The organism is Cupriavidus sp. C3SS-1 (genome assembly GCF_057073755.1).
In genome coordinates this window covers 3,347,434-3,365,025 of sequence record NZ_CP172699.1, presented here as the reverse complement: position 1 = coordinate 3,365,025, position 17,592 = coordinate 3,347,434, and the positions used below count along the sequence as shown (strand labels likewise).

Annotated in this window: 15 protein-coding genes and 1 tRNA gene; 13 read left to right on the top strand and 3 right to left on the bottom strand. The window is 66.3% G+C overall.

Annotated elements, in window-relative coordinates; all coding sequences use genetic code 11:
- The first annotated feature begins 68 nt into the window (after positions 1–68).
- From def to ACIGJC_RS15660, 10 genes are all read left to right on the top strand, one after another.
- Complete coding sequence (def, locus tag ACIGJC_RS15705) at positions 69–575, top strand: peptide deformylase (protein WP_483709906.1); 507 nt, start codon at positions 69–71, stop codon at positions 573–575.
- Between the two features lie 160 nt (positions 576–735).
- Positions 736–1,740 (top strand): methionyl-tRNA formyltransferase, encoded by a 1,005-nt coding sequence (fmt, locus tag ACIGJC_RS15700; protein ID WP_483709905.1) that lies wholly within the window; start codon positions 736–738, stop codon positions 1,738–1,740.
- Positions 1,741–1,937: 197 nt separating this feature from the next.
- Positions 1,938–2,798, top strand: coding sequence for a zinc metalloprotease HtpX (gene htpX / locus ACIGJC_RS15695; protein WP_483709903.1), 861 nt, complete (start codon positions 1,938–1,940; stop codon positions 2,796–2,798).
- A 176-nt stretch (positions 2,799–2,974) separates the two neighbouring features.
- Positions 2,975–4,348 (top strand): 16S rRNA (cytosine(967)-C(5))-methyltransferase RsmB, encoded by a 1,374-nt coding sequence (rsmB, locus tag ACIGJC_RS15690; RefSeq protein ID WP_483709902.1) that lies wholly within the window; start codon positions 2,975–2,977, stop codon positions 4,346–4,348.
- A gap of 9 nt (positions 4,349–4,357) precedes the next feature.
- The gene (locus ACIGJC_RS15685) at positions 4,358–5,218 is read left to right on the top strand and encodes a DUF4390 domain-containing protein (RefSeq protein WP_483709901.1); all 861 of its coding nucleotides are present in this window, start codon (positions 4,358–4,360) and stop codon (positions 5,216–5,218) included.
- Positions 5,215–7,653: a sensor histidine kinase gene (locus ACIGJC_RS15680; RefSeq protein ID WP_483709899.1), complete on the top strand. Its 2,439-nt coding sequence runs from the start codon at positions 5,215–5,217 to the stop codon at positions 7,651–7,653. Before ACIGJC_RS15685 ends, ACIGJC_RS15680 begins: the two co-directional genes overlap by 4 nt.
- Positions 7,654–7,704: 51 nt before the next feature.
- Positions 7,705–8,415, top strand: coding sequence for a response regulator (locus ACIGJC_RS15675; RefSeq protein WP_483709898.1), 711 nt, complete (start codon positions 7,705–7,707; stop codon positions 8,413–8,415).
- A gap of 52 nt (positions 8,416–8,467) precedes the next feature.
- A tRNA-Phe gene (locus tag ACIGJC_RS15670) sits at positions 8,468–8,543 on the top strand.
- A gap of 214 nt (positions 8,544–8,757) precedes the next feature.
- Complete coding sequence (locus ACIGJC_RS15665; RefSeq protein ID WP_483709896.1) at positions 8,758–9,249, top strand: hypothetical protein; 492 nt, start codon at positions 8,758–8,760, stop codon at positions 9,247–9,249.
- A 352-nt stretch (positions 9,250–9,601) separates the two neighbouring features.
- Positions 9,602–10,333, top strand: a complete 732-nt coding sequence (locus ACIGJC_RS15660; RefSeq protein WP_483709894.1) for an aquaporin — start codon at positions 9,602–9,604, stop codon at positions 10,331–10,333.
- Here ACIGJC_RS15660 and ACIGJC_RS15655 read toward each other — a convergent pair.
- Positions 10,317–11,918, bottom strand: coding sequence for a carbohydrate porin (locus ACIGJC_RS15655; protein WP_483709893.1), 1,602 nt, complete (start codon positions 11,916–11,918; stop codon positions 10,317–10,319). The genes ACIGJC_RS15660 and ACIGJC_RS15655 overlap by 17 nt on opposite strands.
- Before the next feature lie 461 nt (positions 11,919–12,379).
- On the opposite strand from ACIGJC_RS15655, the gene ACIGJC_RS15650 reads away from it, so the two are divergent.
- The 3 genes from ACIGJC_RS15650 (at position 12,380) to dinB (ending at position 15,827) form a co-directional block, all read left to right on the top strand.
- Positions 12,380–13,513, top strand: coding sequence for a TRAP transporter substrate-binding protein (locus ACIGJC_RS15650; protein ID WP_483709891.1), 1,134 nt, complete (start codon positions 12,380–12,382; stop codon positions 13,511–13,513).
- A 165-nt stretch (positions 13,514–13,678) separates the two neighbouring features.
- Positions 13,679–14,590: an EamA family transporter RarD gene (rarD, locus tag ACIGJC_RS15645; protein ID WP_483709890.1), complete on the top strand. Its 912-nt coding sequence runs from the start codon at positions 13,679–13,681 to the stop codon at positions 14,588–14,590.
- Between the two features lie 151 nt (positions 14,591–14,741).
- On the top strand, positions 14,742–15,827 hold the full coding sequence (gene dinB, locus ACIGJC_RS15640; RefSeq protein ID WP_483709889.1) for a DNA polymerase IV: 1,086 nt from the start codon (positions 14,742–14,744) through the stop codon (positions 15,825–15,827).
- A 64-nt stretch (positions 15,828–15,891) separates the two neighbouring features.
- Here dinB and ACIGJC_RS15635 read toward each other — a convergent pair whose 3' ends face one another.
- Complete coding sequence (locus tag ACIGJC_RS15635) at positions 15,892–16,863, bottom strand: DUF2272 domain-containing protein (RefSeq protein WP_483709887.1); 972 nt, start codon at positions 16,861–16,863, stop codon at positions 15,892–15,894.
- A gap of 252 nt (positions 16,864–17,115) precedes the next feature.
- The gene (locus tag ACIGJC_RS15630; RefSeq protein WP_211952706.1) at positions 17,116–17,394 is read right to left on the bottom strand and encodes an HU family DNA-binding protein; all 279 of its coding nucleotides are present in this window, start codon (positions 17,392–17,394) and stop codon (positions 17,116–17,118) included.
- Positions 17,395–17,592: the final 198 nt, after the last annotated feature.

Here is a 17,592-nt window from a genome sequence, read left to right as displayed (position 1 = left end):
GCATGTAATCCCCCGCCGCCGCAACGCGGCCGGACAGCCCAGAGCCGCCGGCGTTGCGCCCTAGCATCATGGCAAAACTCGACATCCTGACCTATCCCGATCCCCGTCTGCATACCGTGGCGAAACCCGTCAAGGAAGTGGACGACCGCATCCGCCAGCTGGTGAAGGACATGGCGGAAACCATGTACGAAGCACCCGGCATCGGGCTGGCGGCCACGCAGGTCAACGTGCACGAGCAGGTGGTGGTGATCGACTTGTCGGAGACACGCGATGCGCTCCAGGTCTTTATCAATCCCGAGATCGTCTGGACCAGCGACAACCGCAAGGTCTGGGAAGAGGGCTGCCTTTCCGTGCCCGAGGTCTATGACCGCGTAGAGCGCCCCGACCGCGTGCGCGTGCGCGCGCTCAACGAAAAGGGCGAGCGCTTCGAACTCGACGCCGATGACCTGCTGGCCGTCTGCATCCAGCACGAGATGGACCACCTGCTCGGCAAGGTGTTCGTCGAATACCTGTCGCCGCTCAAGCAGACCCGCATCAAGTCCAAGCTGCACAAGCGCGAACGCGCGCGCATGTAACGGACATCCACGACGGGACATGCACGGCGCCAAGGCTGGGACAGCCGCGCCGTGTCTGCTATCGTTATGGCTTCCGAAGTCAGGAACGTACCGGCCGCTATGCGGCCGGTTCTGTTTTCAGGTCCGCTTCTGTTTTCAGGTCCGCATCAGGGAGCCAGTCATGTCCGCAGCCAAGTCCCTGCGTGTCGCCTTTGCCGGCACGCCCGAATTCGCGCGTGTCGCGCTTGAAGCCATCCATGCCGCCGGTTTCCCGGTGGTCGCCGTGCTCAGCCAGCCGGACCGTCCGGCCGGACGCGGCATGCAGTTGCAGGCGAGCCCCGTCAAGCAGTTCGCCGTCGCCCATGGCCTCGAGCCGGTGCTCCAGCCGCGCTCGCTGCGCCGCACGGGAAAATATCCTGAAGAGGCCGCGGAGGCCGTCGACACGCTGGCGAAGATCGCGCCCGATGTCATGGTGGTGGCCGCCTACGGACTGATCCTGCCGGCCGAGGTGCTGGAACTGCCGCGGCTCGGCTGCCTGAACATCCACGCCTCGCTGCTGCCGCGCTGGCGCGGCGCAGCGCCGATCCACCGGGCGATCGAAGCCGGCGACGCCGAGACCGGCATCACACTGATGCAGATGGACGAAGGCCTGGATACCGGCGCCATGCTGTCGCGCGAGTCGGTGCCGATCGGCGTCGACGACAGCACCGGCACGCTGCAAGACCAGCTGGCGTCGCTGGGCGGCCGCATGATCGTCGACGCGCTGCGCAAGCTCGCCGCGGGCGAGACGCTGCCCGCGACGCCGCAGCCCGATGCCGGCGTCACCTACGCCGAGAAGATCGGCAAGGACGAAGCCCCACTGGACCTGCGCCGCCCGGCGGCCGAGCTGGCCAGCCAGGTGCGCGCGTTCAACCCCTTTCCGGGTGCCACGCTGCAACTCGACAGCACCGTGATCAAGTGCTGGCAGGCCGTGCCGCTGTCCGCCGGCAGCAGTCTTCCGCATCCGGCGGGCACGGTGCTGGCCGCCGACGCCACTGGCGTGATCATCGCCTGCGGCGACGGCAGCGCGCTGCAGGTCACGGAACTGCAGAAGCCGGGCGGCCGCCGCCAGCCCGCGCAGCAGTTTCTGCAAGGGACGCCGCTGCTGCCGGGAACCCGCTTCGCCGTGCCGGCCGCGGCAACCTGACGCCCCCATCTGAAGTGCGGATTGCGTACCCTGGCGGGCACGGTCATCATCTCTGGGTGTGCGGCCGGCGTGGCTGCCACGCTGCATTCCGCGAGCCGCGCAAACCCGTTGAATTTTCAGCGTTTCATCCCTATCTAACGTTCAGCGCGCCCCGCAGTGGCGGCGGCGCACCGGACGACTACACGGAGATCACGTCAATGTTCAACTGGGTCAAGACCTTCATGCTGATGGCCGCCATCACGGCGCTGTTCATCGTCATCGGCGGCATGATCGGCGGACGCAACGGCATGATGTTCGCGCTCGTGATGGCGCTGGGCATGAACTTCTTCTCCTACTGGTTCTCGGACAAGATGGTCCTGCGCATGTACAACGCGCAGGAGGTCGATGCCGGCAGCGCGCCGCAGTTCTATGGCATGGTGCAGGACCTGTCGCAGCGCGCCGGCCTGCCGATGCCCCGCGTCTACCTGATCAACGAGGACGCCCCCAACGCTTTCGCCACCGGCCGCAACCCCGAGCACGCCGCCGTCGCCGCCACCACGGGCATCCTGCGCGTGCTGTCCGAGCGCGAACTGCGCGGCGTCATGGCGCACGAGCTGGCGCACGTGCGCCATCGCGACATCCTGACCTCGACCATCGCCGCGACCATGGCCGGCGCGATCTCGGCACTTGCCAACATGGCGATGTTCTTCGGCGGACGCGACGAGAACGGCAACCGCAGCAATCCGATCGCCAGCATTGCCGTGGCGATCCTGGCGCCGCTGGCCGCTTCGCTGATCCAGATGGCGATTTCCCGCGCGCGCGAATTCGAAGCCGATCGCGGCGGCGCGGAGATCAGCGGCGACCCGCAGGCGCTCGCCAGCGCGCTGGACAAGATCCACCGCTATGCGCAGGGCATCCCGTTCCAGGCCGCGGAAGAACATCCGGCCACGGCGCAGATGATGATCATGAATCCGCTGTCGGGCGGCGGCATCGCCAACCTGTTCTCGACCCACCCGGCGACCGAAGAACGCATTGCCCGCCTGATGCAGATGGCGCAGACCGGTACGTACCCGGCCTGATGCCAGCCGGGCCGCGGCGCCAAAAACCGGGTGCCCCGCCTCGCACAGGGTAAACTGCCCGCTGTCTTGCTTGCCAGGCCAGCGGGCTTTTTCTTGCCCGCGCGGCGCCGCCTGCGCCTGCCTGGCCTGTCGGCCGTTGCCACGCCCCTTGTCCTATTGTCTTAAGCCTTACCGATATGCGCCTGCCCCACGAATCGCTTGCCTTCCAGATGCTCGGTGCCGCCATGGCCGTGCGTGCCGTCAATGAAGGCACGGCCCTGCCGCAGGCCATCGAAGATACCGCCACGCATCTGCGCCTGGACCGCGTGCGCGATGCCGCCACGCGCGGCGCGCTGCAGGACCTCGCCTACCGCACCATGCGCCAGTTCGGCACGGCACGCGCGCTGGTGACGCAACTGGTCACGCGGCCGCCCGGCGCGCAGGTGGACTCCTTGCTGGCCGTCGCGCTGTCGCTGCTGCTCGAAGGCGAGGAGGGCGACTCGGCCAAGGTCGGCCGCGGCGGCTACAGCGCGTTCACGGTGGTGGACCAGGCCGTCAGCGCCGCCGCCTCCGAACCCAAGACTGCGCACGCGCGTGGCCTGGTCAATGCCGTGCTGCGGCGTTTCCTGCGAGAACAGAAGCCACTGATGGCCGAAGTGAACCGCGACGAGCAGGCCCGCTGGAACCTGCCGGCATGGTGGCTGCGCATGCTGCGCGAAGCGTATCCCGACCATTGGATGGCGCTGGCCGAAAGCGCCAACGTACGTCCGCCGATGACGTTGCGGGTCAACACGGCACGCATCCCGTTGCAGCAATACCTGACGGAACTGGCCAATGCCGGCCTGGCGGGCCAGGCCATCGGCGCCCAGGCCGTGCGCCTGGTGCGCGCATTCCCGGTAACGCAGATTCCGGGATTCGCGCAGGGCGACGTGTCGGTGCAGGATGCCGGCGCGCAACTGGCTGCGCCGCTGCTCGAAGTGGCCGACGGCATGCGCGTGCTCGATGCCTGCGCCGCGCCCGGCGGCAAGACCGGCCACCTGCTGGAACTGGCCGACATCGACGTGACCGCGGTCGAAAGCGACGCGCAGCGCGCCGGCCGCATCGACGAGAACCTGTCCCGGCTGGGCAAGCGCGCGCATATCGTAGTGGGCGATGCCAGCCGGCCCGGCGACTGGTGGGACGGACAGCAGTTCGACCGCATCCTGGCCGACGTGCCGTGCTCCGCGTCCGGCATCGTGCGCCGCCACCCCGATATCCGCTGGCTGCGCCGCGAAGCCGATATCGCCCGGCTTGTCAATGAACAGCGACGCATCGTTTCGCAACTCTGGCCGCTGCTCAAGCCGGGCGGCATTCTGGTCTATGTCACCTGTTCTATTTTCCCAACGGAAGGGGAGGAGCAGGCGCGCTGGTTTGGTGCACAGTTGACAGATGCGATACGATTGCAGGCACCGGGGCAGCTATTGCCCGGTTCCCAAGCAACACAGCCCGCCAGCGACAACGATGCTGGCCGGGACGGCCTGCCGTCTGATCATGATGGCTTCTTCTACGCCCGCTTCCAGAAACGCGCCTGATCTGATCCGATGGTAAGCACGCTGCGCTTGTCAGACTTCCGCGTCCCTGCAGACCGCGTACGCGCGGTTGCCGTGGCGTGGTGCGGTGACACGGCCGGCGCGCTGCGGCGCACGTGCGCGGTGCTGGCATTGGTGCTGGCCTGCCTGCTCTGGGCGGGCGCCGTCGGCGCGCAGGCCATCGAAGCCACCGAGGCGCGCATCGAATACCAGGACAACGGCTTCGACCTCACGGCAAGCTTCGACTTCGACCTGCCGCCGGCGCTCGAAGACGCGCTGAACAAGGGCATCTCGCTGTATTTCATGGTCGAGTTCCAGCTCACCCGCCCGCGCTGGTACTGGTTCGACGAAAAGCCCGTCAATACCAGCCGTACCATCCGCCTGTCCTACCAGCCGCTCACGCGCCAGTACCGCGTGTCCACGGGCGGCTTGCAAGTTCCGTTCGCGCGCCTGAAGAGCGCGCTGCAGTTCATCCAGCGCGTGCATGGCTGGCGCGTGTTCGACCGGGGCGCGGTCAAGCCCGGCGAGTCCTATCATGCCGAGGTGCGCATGAAGCTGGACCTGTCGCAGCTGCCCAAGCCGTTCCAGATCAATGCGGTCAATACGCGCGAGTGGAACCTGGCTTCGGACTGGCGCCGCTTTACCTATACCGTGCCCACCGACCTGAACGCGCCACCGCCACCGCCACCGCCGCCGCCTGCGCCCGTACCCGCGCCTGCGCTGCCGGCCTCGCCGGCCATGCCGGCATCGCCTCCGCTACCCGCGTCGGCGCCGGCCGCGGCAGCCGAAACGCGTGGCAGCCCGTTCGCCCAGACCGTGTCGACCGCACTCTCGCCGTTCGCGCTGGTGCAGACTGTCCCCGGCCAGCCATGAACAGCAGCAGTCTCTGGGACAGCCGGTTTCGCCGCGTGCTTTACCGGGTGGTGGTCGGGATCATCGTGTTCCTGGCGCTGGTGCTGGTGGGCCTGCTGGCCGGCGCTTCGGCCAACACCGAATTTTTCGACCGCTACTTCACGCTGCTGTTCAAGATCAACCTGGTCGTCGGCGCGCTGCTGGTGATCACGGTCGGCGCGCTGGCGTTGACGCTGTGGCTGCGCTATCGCCGCGGCAAGTTCGGCACGCGCCTGATGACCAAGCTCGCCGTGTTCTTCGGCGTGGTGGGCGTGCTGCCCGGCGTGCTGATCTACCTGGTGTCGCTGCAGTTCGTTTCGCGCAGCATCGAATCATGGTTCGACGTGCGCGTGGAAACCGCGCTCGAAGCGGGCCTGAACCTGGGACGCTCGACCATCGACAGCGCCCTGGCCGATCTGCAGGGCAAGGCGCGCCTGATGGCCGACCAGCTGAGCGGGCCGTCCGGCATGGCCACCTCGCTGCAGCTCAATCGCCTGCGCGAGCAATACGGCATACAGGAAGCCGCGATCTTTACCGGCAGCGGCCGCGTGCTGGCCACGGCTTCCAGCAGCTATGCCACGCTGGTCCCGGACCTGCCGTCGGGCGTGCTGGCCGAGCAGGCGCGCCTGGCAGGCGGCTACGCCGCGGTGGAAGGGGGGTCGGATCCGTCCGTGGATGGCAACGGCACCGAGCGCATCGACAGCAGCCACCTGTACCGGCTGCGCGTGATCATTCCGCTCGGCGCCGCGCCTGCCGGCGATACCGGCACGGCCACGGCCGCCGCCAGCGCCCCGCGCGCCGCCGCGCCGAAGACGCGCTGGGCCGGCTCCGGCCTTTCGGTGGAGCGCCGGCCCGAGGATTCGCCGTCGAGCGGGTTCGGGCTGGTGGGCGACACCGTGCGTGAAGAGCGTTACCTGCAGGTCGTGCATCCCGTGCCGGCCGTGCTCGCGCGCAATGCGGATGAAGTGCAGCGCGCCTACCAGGAGTACCAGGAAAAGGCGCTGGGCCGCACCGGCCTGCGCAAGATGTACATCGGCACGCTGACGCTCACGCTGTTCCTCGCGGTGTTCATCGCGGTGATGCTCGCGCTGCTGCTCGGCGGCCAGCTCGCGCGTCCGCTGCTGATGCTGGTGCAGGGAACCAAGGAAGTGGCCGAAGGCGACCTCTCGCCCAAGCGCGAACTGAAGAGCCGCGATGAACTCGGCATGCTCACGCAGCAGTTCAACCAGATGACGCGACAGCTTGCCGAAGCGCGCCTGGCGGTCGAGGAAAACCGCAGCGCGCTCGAGCAATCGAAGGCCTACCTGGAAAGCGTGCTGCAGAACCTCACCGCCGGCGTGCTGGTGTTTGACCGGCGCTTCGTGCTGATCACCGCCAACCCCGGCGCCGAGCGCATCTTCCGCCAGCCGTTCGGCGCCGTGCTGGGGCTGCCGATGGAACATATTCCCGGCATGGGTCCGTTCGGCGAGATCGTGCGCCAGGCCTTTTCCGACCAGAGCACGCGCGAAGTGCTCGGTGGCGCCGAGCACTGGCAGAAGCAGATCGAACTGCCGCAAGGCCATGAAGAGCAGCCGCTGACGCTGCTGGTGCGCGGTGCGCGCCTGCCCGGCGGCGAACGCGACGAGCCCGGCTACGTGGTCGTGTTCGACGACATCTCCGACGTGATTTCGGTCCAGCGGTCGGTGGCCTGGGGCGAAGTCGCGCGGCGCCTTGCGCATGAGATCAAGAACCCGCTCACGCCGATCCAGCTGTCTGCGGAACGCCTGCAGATGAAGCTCTCGCCAAAGCTTGAGGACAAAGATGCCGAGGTCCTCAAGCGCGGCGCGGCTACGATCGTTAACCAGGTGGCGGCGATGAAGCGCATGGTCGACGACTTCCGTGACTATGCGCGCACGCCACCGGCGGTGCTGCAGTCACTGCAGATCAACGCACTGGTATCCGAGGTGTTGCACCTGTATGGCATCGACGACCACACCGTGCACGAGCATCCGGTGATCCATGCGACGCTGGACCCGGGCCTTCCCGAGATCAAGGGAGATCCGACGCAACTGCGCCAGGTGATACACAACCTGTTGCAGAACTCGCAGGATGCCGCGGCCGAGAACGTCGCGGCGGGTAGGGCGGCGCCCCGTATCGCTCTACACACCGAGACTGTAGAATATAAAGATTCTGCCGGCGAAAACCGTCAGGCAGTCAAGCTAACCATTGCGGACAATGGTCCCGGCTTCGCACCGCGTATCCTGAGCCGTGCGTTCGAGCCTTATGTGACCACCAAAGCCAAGGGCACGGGCCTCGGCCTGGCGATGGTAAAGAAGATCATTGACGAACACGGCGCGCGCATTGAACTGCGCAATCGAATGGACGGTGCCGAGATCGTCGGTGCACAGATCTCGATCCTGTTCGTTAAACTGGCATAGTCAACTTGGCGGTCCGTCACGGAGCGCTACGGTGGGGTTAAGAGGGGAAGTATGGCAACGATCCTCGTAGTCGATGACGAAATGGGTATTCGGGAACTGCTCTCGGAAATCCTGAGTGACGAAGGCCATGTGGTCGAGGTCGCCGAGAACGCGCAGCAGGCACGCGAGTACCGGGCGGGCACGACCCCTGATCTCGTACTGCTCGATATCTGGATGCCGGATACCGATGGCGTGACGCTGCTCAAGGAGTGGTCCGCGCAAGGCCAGCTGACAATGCCCGTGATCATGATGTCGGGCCATGCCACCATCGACACCGCGGTCGAGGCCACCAAGATCGGCGCACTGAATTTCCTGGAAAAGCCGATCGCGCTGCAGAAGCTGCTGTCGGCGGTCGAGCAGGGCCTGGCCCGTGGCATCGAACGCCCGCGCACGACGACTGCTGCGGCACCCGCACCCTCGGCGCCTGCCGTGGACGCTGCCCTGGCGCCGGCAGCCGCCGAGGCCGGCAGTGAAGCCGCGCCAAATGGCAGCAACGCGGCCCGCCCGCCCGAAGCCGAGATGCATTTTTCGTTCGACATGCCGCTGCGCGAGGCGCGCGACCTGTTCGAGCGTGCCTACTTCGAGTACCACCTGGTGCGCGAACACGGCAGCATGACCCGCGTGGCCGAGAAGACCGGCCTGGAGCGCACGCACCTGTACCGCAAGCTCAAGCAGCTCGGCGTGGAACTGGGCCGCAACAAGCAGGAACCCGCGGAGCAGTGATGCAATGAACGCTTGACGGGCACAAGATCCGTTGCTATAGTTTCGCTTCTTTGGCCCGGTAGCTCAGTCGGTAGAGCAGAGGATTGAAAATCCTTGTGTCGGCGGTTCGATTCCGTCCCAGGCCACCAGAACATCAAAAGCCCGACTCATCGAGTCGGGCTTTTTGTTTTGGCGCCGCCGTTCCGCACGCCGCTATCCGCCCGGCGATACAAACCAGATCTAAAAAGATTTGACTTGGCTGTCGTTAGACATATCTCTACGATTGCCTGATGCCGAAGACGTATCGGACTCGCGCACACAGAATGCGCGGCCGGCTCAGGCTGTTTCTATTTGGGGGTCAATATGGATACGCTGTCCGAGGCAGGCATCGGCTGGCCGCAGGAAACCGAAGCCGCCGAACGCGGCATCTGGAAGAGCACCATGGCCGCGGCCAGCCACGCGCTGGGCGCGGCAAGGAATGTGCAGCAGGCCATGGCGCAGACCCTGAAGCTGCAGCAGAAGATCCGCGCATTGCGCGATGAACTGCACCACGCCGAGGCCGAGCGCGATGTCTACCGCGAGCTTCACGCGCGCACGGTGGACGAACTTCACCAGGCTGTCGACCGGAGCCCCGCCGAAACCAAGCGGCTGCGCGCCGAAGCCGACGCCCTGCAGATCCGTCACCGTGCCTACAAGCTGCTCGTGCAGCATTACATGCGCATTGGCACGCCCATCGATCCGACGGTGTTCGCCGAACAGCGCAGCCGCGTGCAGCAGCACATCCTGTTCCAGCGCCGCCGCGGCATCCCTGTCGCAAAGATCGGCGTAGAGGATATCGCCTTCCTGTTGCGCTGAGCGCGTTGCGCCTGGGCTTCGGCCACACCGCGTCCTGATTCCATACCTGCGGTCTGTTCACAAGATCGCGCGCGCGCATTGACGCCCATCGCCGCCGGCGGAAAACTTCGCGTTCCGGCGGACCCATGCCTGGGCGCCGGTTTTGTTCCCGATCGAGGCGTCGTCTCAGGCGACGTTGCGCATCCCGCTGCTACGCTGCTGTCGTCCTCTCTTTCGGCCTGATGTCCTGTTCCGTGCAGGACATGCCCGCACCCCGGCCACACATGCCCCAGCCCCTGAAGACCTTGCGCCGCGCCAAGCGGTCGCTCCGCATGACCTGTTCCCTGATGACCGCCGCCGCGGGGGCGCAGCAGTGAGTACGCTTTCGCGCCGGCTGGCGGCAGAGGGACTGGGTACGGCACTGCTGATCGCCGTGGTGGTGGGTTCAGGCATCCGCGCCGAGCGGCTGGCCGGTGGCAATGTCGGCCTGGCGCTGCTGTGCAATGCGCTGGCCACCGGTGCGGGGCTCATGGCGCTGCTGGTCGCGCTGGGACCGGTGTCCGGCGGGCATTTCAACCCGGTGGTGAGCCTGTCGGGGCTGGTGCAGGGCACGCTCTCGCCGCGCACCGCGCTGGCCTACGTGCTGGCGCAGGTCGGCGGCGGCATTGCCGGTGTGATGGCCGCGCATGCGATGTTCGGCGAACCGGTGCTGGCGTGGTCGGCCCAGAGCCGCACGGGCCTGCCGATGTGGTGGAGCGAGTTCGTGGCGACGTTCGGGCTGGTCGGGGTCGGCATCGGCACGCTGCGCAGCCGTCCGGGCCTGGCGCCGTTTGTCGTGGCCGGCTATATCACCGCCGGCTACTGGTTCACGTCATCGACGTCGTTCGCCAACCCGGCGCTGACGATTGCGTGCGCGATGACCAATACTTTCACCGGCATCCGTCCCGTCGATGTGCCAGGCTTCGTGATCGCGCAGATTGCCGGCGGACTGAGCGCTACGCTGCTGTTCCACTGGCTGTACCGCAAGCCGGCCACAGCGGTACAGGCCGCGCCCGCGGCGCACTGGCACCAGGCCAGCGCTGGCGCGACTACCAGCGCCGATTGAGCTGCACACCAAAGATCGAGCCGCTGTTCTGCGTGGCCCAGGCCTCGGCCGGGGCCGTGAAGGCGAGGCCATCGACATCGGTGGCGCGGCTGTAGGTGTAGAACGCGCGCAGGTTCGCATTGCCGGCGGACTTGCCCAGCGTCAGCGTCGGCGCGACGGTCAGCGCGGTGCGCTGTCCGCTGGCGCCGAAGCCGGACGAGATCTGGTCCCGCGCCAACTCGAAGACCAGCTTGAACTGGTCGCTGGCGACATAGGCCGGGCGGATCCGCGTGGCCGCCCACTGCAGCGTACCGACAGGCGAGCGGTCGAACTGCATGCTCGATTCGACCGAACCGCCAAGACCCGACTTCCCTTTCCACTCCAGCGATTCCGCGACCCGCACGCGCGACAGCGACTCCCCCATGCCCGTGTAGCCCGCCATGGCACTGCGCGCTCCGGAGCCGAACTGCAGCCCGACCCGGTTGGTACCGGCGAGCACGCCTTTCTGCTCATGCATCGCCGACGCCCACCAGGCACTGCCCGAGTCCGCCACCACGGATTGTGCTTCGACGCGCGTGAAGCCCAACTGCACCGAACCATGCGGATTGGTCGCGATGGGCGCCGTGCGCAGCGAGTGGTAGCTCGGCAGGTTCTGCCCGTTCTGGTCATTGCGGGCGGTGTACTGGTAGCTCAGGCCGATATCGCCGAGCACGCGCGCATTGTCCACGCCGAAGCGCATGGCAGCGGAATTGGGGGGCAGCAGGCCGGACGACATCAGCAACGGATCGCTGTCGCGGCGGCCAGCCCACATGGTGGCGCCGTCCAGCACCGACAGGCCGTTCACGGCCGTGTAGAACTGCGGCACCAGCGCGTAGGGATCGACCGCCGCGGGCCGGCCGTTGACGGAAGTGGCATCCGTGCCGCGGGCCTGTGCGATCAGCATGACCTGGGCGCCCCCGTCGAGGTCGAGCACCGACTCGCGGATCTTGACCTCGCCCGCGCTGCGGCAGGCCAGGCCGTGGCCGATGCCCGTGGACAACGCGCCGCCGGCACAGGCGCGCATGGTGGCGTCGCGCTCTTCAGCGGCGGCACGGCCGCTGTAGCTGAGGCGCCAGACGGAATCGACCGCGGCGTCGTCGGCCGGGAGCTGCGAGCGCAGTACCGGCGGTGCGTCTGACGGCGTGGCATCGCTGTTGTCACCTTCCGCAGGCGGTTCGGGCAGGAAGTGGCCAAGCTTTGCGGGGAACAGCACCACGGGCGCAGGGGGCGGGGCGGCGGAATCGGGCGGGCCGACGAAGTCATCCTCGGACGGCGTGGTGGCCTGTGCCACCTGTGCATCTGCCGAAGCGGGCGCAGCGGGCGGCTCCGCAGCCTTGGGCGGCGCTTGCTCGCCGGCAATCAAGGCAGCGAGCGGATCATCGGCCGGCGTGGCCATGGCCAGCACGCGCGGAGCCGGTTGCGCTGCCTGGATCCGTGGCGGAGCCAGCGACTGGAGGTCCTGCGGCGTCTGCGCGCACGCCGTCATCCCCCAGGCAGCCAGTACGGCAACACTCAGGCGGCGGCGGGGAAAGCGACGGCAGGAAGCGGCAAGGAATTCGGACAGCATGCAACGAACGGACCGGTACGGCAGACCCGGTGTGGGGGTCTTTTTTTAACAGCCGCACGATTTGACCGCAAGCCGGGTTACAAAATCCCACTACGTTGTCCTAATCACAATACGAAAAGGGCAGGGCGCATGGCACGGCTTCGGACGCGATGTTCCGATTGCGAAGCCGCCTTCCAGATTAGCGAAAACCCGGACTTGCGCAGGGCTCCGTGCCGAAAAAGGCACCGCTATAATCGGTGGTCTTGTCTTTCGGGTAAGACAGCTCCGGCCTGTTACGAACGGGTGTCTCAAGGCGGTTGGATATCGTCCCGCCATCGCAAGGGTTCTCGTCCGCAACACGCACCGCGTGCGCCCACGGCACCATCCCGGCCAAGGGCCCGTCACGGTCGGTGCAAGGCGCGATGACACGATCGGCGCCCAGGCCCGCATCCGCACCAATATCTATAAAAGAGGAGAAGTCAATGCAGCGTCGTTCCTTCCTGTTGAAAGCGTCGGCAGTGGCCGCAACCGGGGCACTTGCCGCATGCGGCAAGGATGAAAAGGCCGCAGCACCGGCCGCAGGCGCCCCTGCCGCCCCGGCCGTCGTCGGCAGCAATCCTGCCGTGGAATGGCGCCTGGCATCGAGCTTCCCCAAGTCGCTGGACACCATCTTCGGCGGCTCCGAGCTGCTGGCCACCCGCGTCAAGGAGCTGACCGACGGCAAGTTCAACATCAAGGTCTTCGCCGCCGGTGAAGTCGTACCGGGCCTGCAGGTGCTGGACGCGGTGCAGAACAACACCGTGCAGATCGGCCATACCGCCGGCTACTACTACTTCGGCAAGAACCCCACGCTGTGTTTTGACACCACCGTCCCGTTCGGCCTGACCGCGCGCCAGCAGAATGCCTGGATGCTGCAAGGCAACGGCATGAAGCTGATGCGCGAGTTCTTCAAGGAATACAACGTCGTCAACTTCCTGGGCGGCAACACCAATGCGCAGATGGGCGGCTGGTTCCGCAAGGAAATCAAGACCGTGGCCGACCTGCAGGGCCTGAAGTACCGCATTGCCGGGTTTGCCGGCGTGGTGCTGTCGCGCCTGGGCGTGGTGCCGCAGCAGATCGCCGGCGGCGACATCTACCCGGCGCTGGAAAAGGGCACTATCGATGCAGCCGAGTGGGTGGGCCCGTACGATGACGAGAAGCTCGGCTTCTACAAGGTGGCGCCGTACTACTATTACCCGGGCTGGTGGGAAGGCAGCGCGCAGTTGTCGTTCTACGCCTCGGCCAGCGAGTTCGAGAAGCTGCCGGCGCTGTACAAGCGCGCGCTGGAAACCGCCACGATCGAGGCGCACACCACGATGATGGCCAAGTACGACACGGTCAACCCGCAGGCGCTGGCCCGCTTGCTGGAAAACGGCGTGAAGCTGCGCCCGTTCTCCAAGGAAATCATGGAGGCCTGTTTCAAGGCGACGCAGGAAGCCTACGCCGACGAAACCGCGAAGAACCCGTCGTTCAAGAAGATCTACGACGACTGGCGCGTGTTCCGCAACAACGAGGCAGCCTGGTTCAACGTGGCCGAGCAAGCATTCGCGCAGTTCAGCTACTCCCGCAAGCTGTAAGGACGCGACGCGGGGGCAGACCCGTCCCCGTCAGCGCAAACCCCGTGTTCCTGTGAAGGCACGGGGTTTTTTGTTTTGGGCGAATGCAATGCCGGAGCCTGCCGCGCTTCGGCAACAAAACACCCCCGCCGGTAGAATCGCGCGCAGCATCTATCGGAACTCTCCATGCGACTCGGCATCCTTTACGCACTCCTGGCCTACACCATCTGGGGGCTGCTCCCGCTCTACATCAAGTCGCTGCCCGGCATCGCGCCGGCCGAAATCCTGCTGCACCGGATGGTCTGGTCGCTGGTGTTCCTGGCGGCTATCCTGGCCGTCAGGCGCCAGTGGGCCTGGCTTGGCAAGGTGGTCACGGACCGGCGCCTGATCCTCGCCTTCGCCGCAAGCGCCGCGCTGCTGTGCGGCAACTGGTTCCTCTATATCTGGGCCGTGTCGGCCAACCGCGTGGTCGATGCCAGCCTGGGCTATTTCATCAACCCGCTGTTCAGCGTGCTGCTCGGCGTGATGTTCCTGCATGAACGTCTGCGGCCGGGGCAATGGTTGTCGATCGCGGTGGCGGCAGGCGGGGTGGCCTGGCTGACGATCGCTTCCGGCCAGCTGCCGTGGATTGCCCTGGCACTGGCGGCGACCTTCGGCGGCTACGGGCTCCGGCGCAAGACGGGCGCCCTGGGGGCGCTTGAAGGCCTGTCGCTCGAGACGCTGCTGCTGTTCCCGCTGGCCGCCGCGGCGCTGGCCTACCTGTTCGCCACCGGCCAGAACAGCTTCCGGCACGCAGCACCAGGTACGCAATTCTTGCTGCTGATGGCAGGTCCGGTCACCGCGGTGCCGCTGCTGTTCTTTGCCGCCGGAGCCCGGCGTATCCCGCTGTCCCTGCTGGGCCTGCTGCAGTACACCGGCCCGACGCTGCAGCTGCTGCTCGGCGTCTGGCTATGGCATGAGCCGTTTCCGCCGCAGAAGCAGATGGGTTATGCGCTGATCTGGATATCGCTGGTGATGTATGCGGCGGAAGGACTGTGGGCGGGCACCCGGCAAAAGTCCAATTCCATGAACGTGAAAGATGAAATAGCAAATCAATGATCATCTTTCATTCATTGCATTGATGAAATACAAAGCCGGATCGTACCATTTTGGCCTGAATCCATCGATACGACAAATGACGTAGCAGCCATCAACGACATCATCATAAATAGCTTCGATGGATGGAGACGTTCCACCATCCCTTCTCCGCATGTCCGCCAACCCGCCTCCGTCCAGAGAACCTGCCGTCCAGCGCAAGATCATCCATTGCGACTGTGACTGCTTCTACGCGTCGGTCGAAATGCGCGACGACCCGTCGCTGCGTGGGCGCCCCATGGCGGTTGGCGGTGCCGCTGACCGGCGCGGCGTGATTGCCACCTGCAACTACGAGGCACGCGCATTCGGCGTGCGCTCGGCCATGTCGTCGGCGCAGGCACTGCGGCGTTGTCCCGACCTGCTGATCGTGCGCCCGGCCATGGACAAGTACCGCGAGGTCTCGCGCCGGATCTTCGCCATCTACCGCGAGTACACGGCCCTGGTCGAACCGCTTTCGCTGGACGAGGCCTATCTCGATGTGAGCGCGTGTGCGCACCACGGCGGCAGCGCCACGCGCATCGCCGAGGAAATCCGGCGGCGCGTGCGCGAGGAGGTGGGCGTCACGGTATCGGCAGGGGTCGGGCCGAACAAATTCGTGGCCAAGATCGCGAGCGACTGGAACAAGCCCGACGGGCTCTTCGTGGTACGGCCGCTGGCAGTGGACGCCTTTATCGCCGAACTGCCGGTCGGACGCATCCATGGCGTGGGTGCGGTCACCGCGGCCAAGCTCAAGCGCCTGGGCGCCGAGACCTGCGGCGATCTGCGCGACTGGCCGGCGGACCGGCTGCATCGCGAGTTCGGACGCTTCGGCGCGCGGCTCTATGACCTGTGCCGCGGCATCGACCCCCGCACGGTATCGCCCGAGCGCGAACGCAAGTCGATCAGCGTCGAGGAGACCTATGCCGACGACCTGCCCGACCTGCAGGCCTGCCTGGCGGAACTGGAGCCCCTGATCGCCATGCTCGAAGCCCGCATTGCCCGGGCGCAGGCGCACGACACCATCGACAAGCTCACCGTGAAGCTGCGCTTCGCGGACTTCCGCCAGACTACAGTGGAATGCCGCGGCCACGCGCCGGATCGCGATACCTACGCCCGCCTGCTGGCCGAGGGCCATGCACGGCGCGGCTTGCCGGTACGGTTACTGGGCGTCGGCGTGGGCACGAGCGATCGCGATACGTCGCAGCTCGAACTGTTTCCCTGAGCATATCTACGCAACCAATCAACACACTATAAATATTAAAAATCTGATTCGTCACGCGAATAATCTACTGCAGATTATTCCGCATGATCAGCAGCCAGGGCATATGCGAGTTGGTCACGCCATCGAGCAGACCCGAATCGCCCAGTTCGATCTCCTCCATCGATACGGATTGCTGGACGTTGCCGCCAATGGCCTTCACCAGCCGCGCGGCGCGATCCACCGAGACCACGATGTCGCAATGCATAGGCGTCGTGCCAAAGCCGATCTCGGCGATGTCATCGAGGTACCTGTCCCGCCCGCGTGGCGCGCAGATGATGTCGCCGGTGCGCGGCAGCGCAGGAACGGGTTCAATGCGGAAGGCGGGCCGGGGCAGGATGCCGTCGCGCGCGTCCGCGACATACATCGAATGTGACTGGCCGGTCAGGAACTGGCGGTCGTCGAGTCCGGCCTTGCGCAGGACCCACGAAATGAACACCGCCGACCATGCCCAGGATGGCCGCGTGACCTGCCGGCAATCTGGCGCCTGGCCGACGATGCCCCAGTAGCGCCGCGCCATCTGGCAGCCCAGCGGCGTGGCTTCCATGCCGGTGCCATCCGGAAAGGAAACACAGCCGGCCCCGGCACTGTCCTGGTCCGCATCCTGGTCGGCGGAACCCTGGGCCGGTAGGCTGTCCGTGTCGGCCTGCGCTTCAAGCGGTGGTGGCGCGGGCAGCGGACTGAACGTCACGCACGCGGTATCGTCGCGGCCCAGCCGCACAGTCTGCGAGCCCCAGCGCCGCCATTCCTGCATGGCGATTTCGACGATGCGTTCGCGCGCCGTCGCGCCCGGCGTGGTGACGGGCTGTTCCAGGTCGGGCAGGGGAGTGGCTTGCGGGCGCGCGGGTTCGCTTACCGTGCTGCAGCCAGCGAGCAGTGCCAGCGCGAGGGCCGCACCGAGAACCCAACCCCGCGCCTGTGGAGAAACCTGTGGAATCCGCTGTGGAAAGCGCTGTGAATAACGCTGTGGAAAGGTGCCCTGGTCCGATCGGGGAAGCATATGGCCCCCAATGTTGCGCCGTCCATGCCGCGGCCTTGATCAACCGTGCCTGAACGGCTGTTTGCGGGTCTTGCCGGCCAGCCGCTGGACGGGCCGGGCCCGGGTACACAGGCCTTTGCAGAAGTCTCCTGCCGGCACTGTGGATAACGTTTCCCCGCCCGGCGCGCACCTGCGCCCTTGGGCGACACGGTGGCGGCATGGCGGGAACATGCAAAGCCGGGGGTGCGCAGTGGCCCGCCGGACTTTCCGGGCTTACTGGTTGACGGCGTCCTTGAACTTCTGGCCAGCCTTGAACTTCACCGTCTTGGCTGCTTCCACCTTGATTTCTTCGCCGGTGCGCGGGTTACGGGCCATGCGCTCGCCGCGCTCGCCCTTGCTGAACGTGCCAAAGCCGACCAGGCTCAGCGTATCGCCCTTGGCAACGGCGTCCATGATGGCCGACAGGGTCACGTTCAGTGCCTGCTCGGCCTTTGCCTTGGTCAGACCGTCCACACCGGCTGCGATAGCGTCGATCAGTTCGGTTTTCGTCATGCTTCACTCCGTATCGAGTTGATAAAACACAGACGTCCAGGCACGGAAGGCCGCTAGCGGACCGGACCGGCAAAGACGTCGCGGGCCACATGATACCGTGCCGGACAAGGCGCACTGGACGAGATTGTTACGAGAAGCTATCCGGAAAGCCGCTTCTGGCCGTGACTTTGCTGACCCTCAGCCCCTCTACCCATGGTA

Bases quoted from the DNA above. Each gene is read 5' to 3' on its own strand.
- ACIGJC_RS15655 (WP_483709893.1), bottom strand. From the start codon at position 11,918: ATGCTGTCCGAATTCCTTGCCGCTTCCTGCCGTCGCTTTCCCCGCCGC.
- htpX (WP_483709903.1), top strand. From the start codon at position 1,938: ATGTTCAACTGGGTCAAGACCTTCATGCTGATGGCCGCCATCACGGCG.
- ACIGJC_RS15685 (WP_483709901.1), top strand. From the start codon at position 4,358: ATGGTAAGCACGCTGCGCTTGTCAGACTTCCGCGTCCCTGCAGACCGC.
- ACIGJC_RS15665 (WP_483709896.1), top strand. From the start codon at position 8,758: ATGGATACGCTGTCCGAGGCAGGCATCGGCTGGCCGCAGGAAACCGAA.
- ACIGJC_RS15680 (WP_483709899.1), top strand. From the start codon at position 5,215: ATGAACAGCAGCAGTCTCTGGGACAGCCGGTTTCGCCGCGTGCTTTAC.
- dinB (WP_483709889.1), top strand. From the start codon at position 14,742: ATGTCCGCCAACCCGCCTCCGTCCAGAGAACCTGCCGTCCAGCGCAAG.
- rsmB (WP_483709902.1), top strand. From the start codon at position 2,975: ATGCGCCTGCCCCACGAATCGCTTGCCTTCCAGATGCTCGGTGCCGCC.
- ACIGJC_RS15635 (WP_483709887.1), bottom strand. From the start codon at position 16,863: ATGCTTCCCCGATCGGACCAGGGCACCTTTCCACAGCGTTATTCACAG.
- ACIGJC_RS15630 (WP_211952706.1), bottom strand. From the start codon at position 17,394: ATGACGAAAACCGAACTGATCGACGCTATCGCAGCCGGTGTGGACGGT.
- fmt (WP_483709905.1), top strand. From the start codon at position 736: ATGTCCGCAGCCAAGTCCCTGCGTGTCGCCTTTGCCGGCACGCCCGAA.
- ACIGJC_RS15650 (WP_483709891.1), top strand. From the start codon at position 12,380: ATGCAGCGTCGTTCCTTCCTGTTGAAAGCGTCGGCAGTGGCCGCAACC.
- def (WP_483709906.1), top strand. From the start codon at position 69: ATGGCAAAACTCGACATCCTGACCTATCCCGATCCCCGTCTGCATACC.
- ACIGJC_RS15675 (WP_483709898.1), top strand. From the start codon at position 7,705: ATGGCAACGATCCTCGTAGTCGATGACGAAATGGGTATTCGGGAACTG.
- rarD (WP_483709890.1), top strand. From the start codon at position 13,679: ATGCGACTCGGCATCCTTTACGCACTCCTGGCCTACACCATCTGGGGG.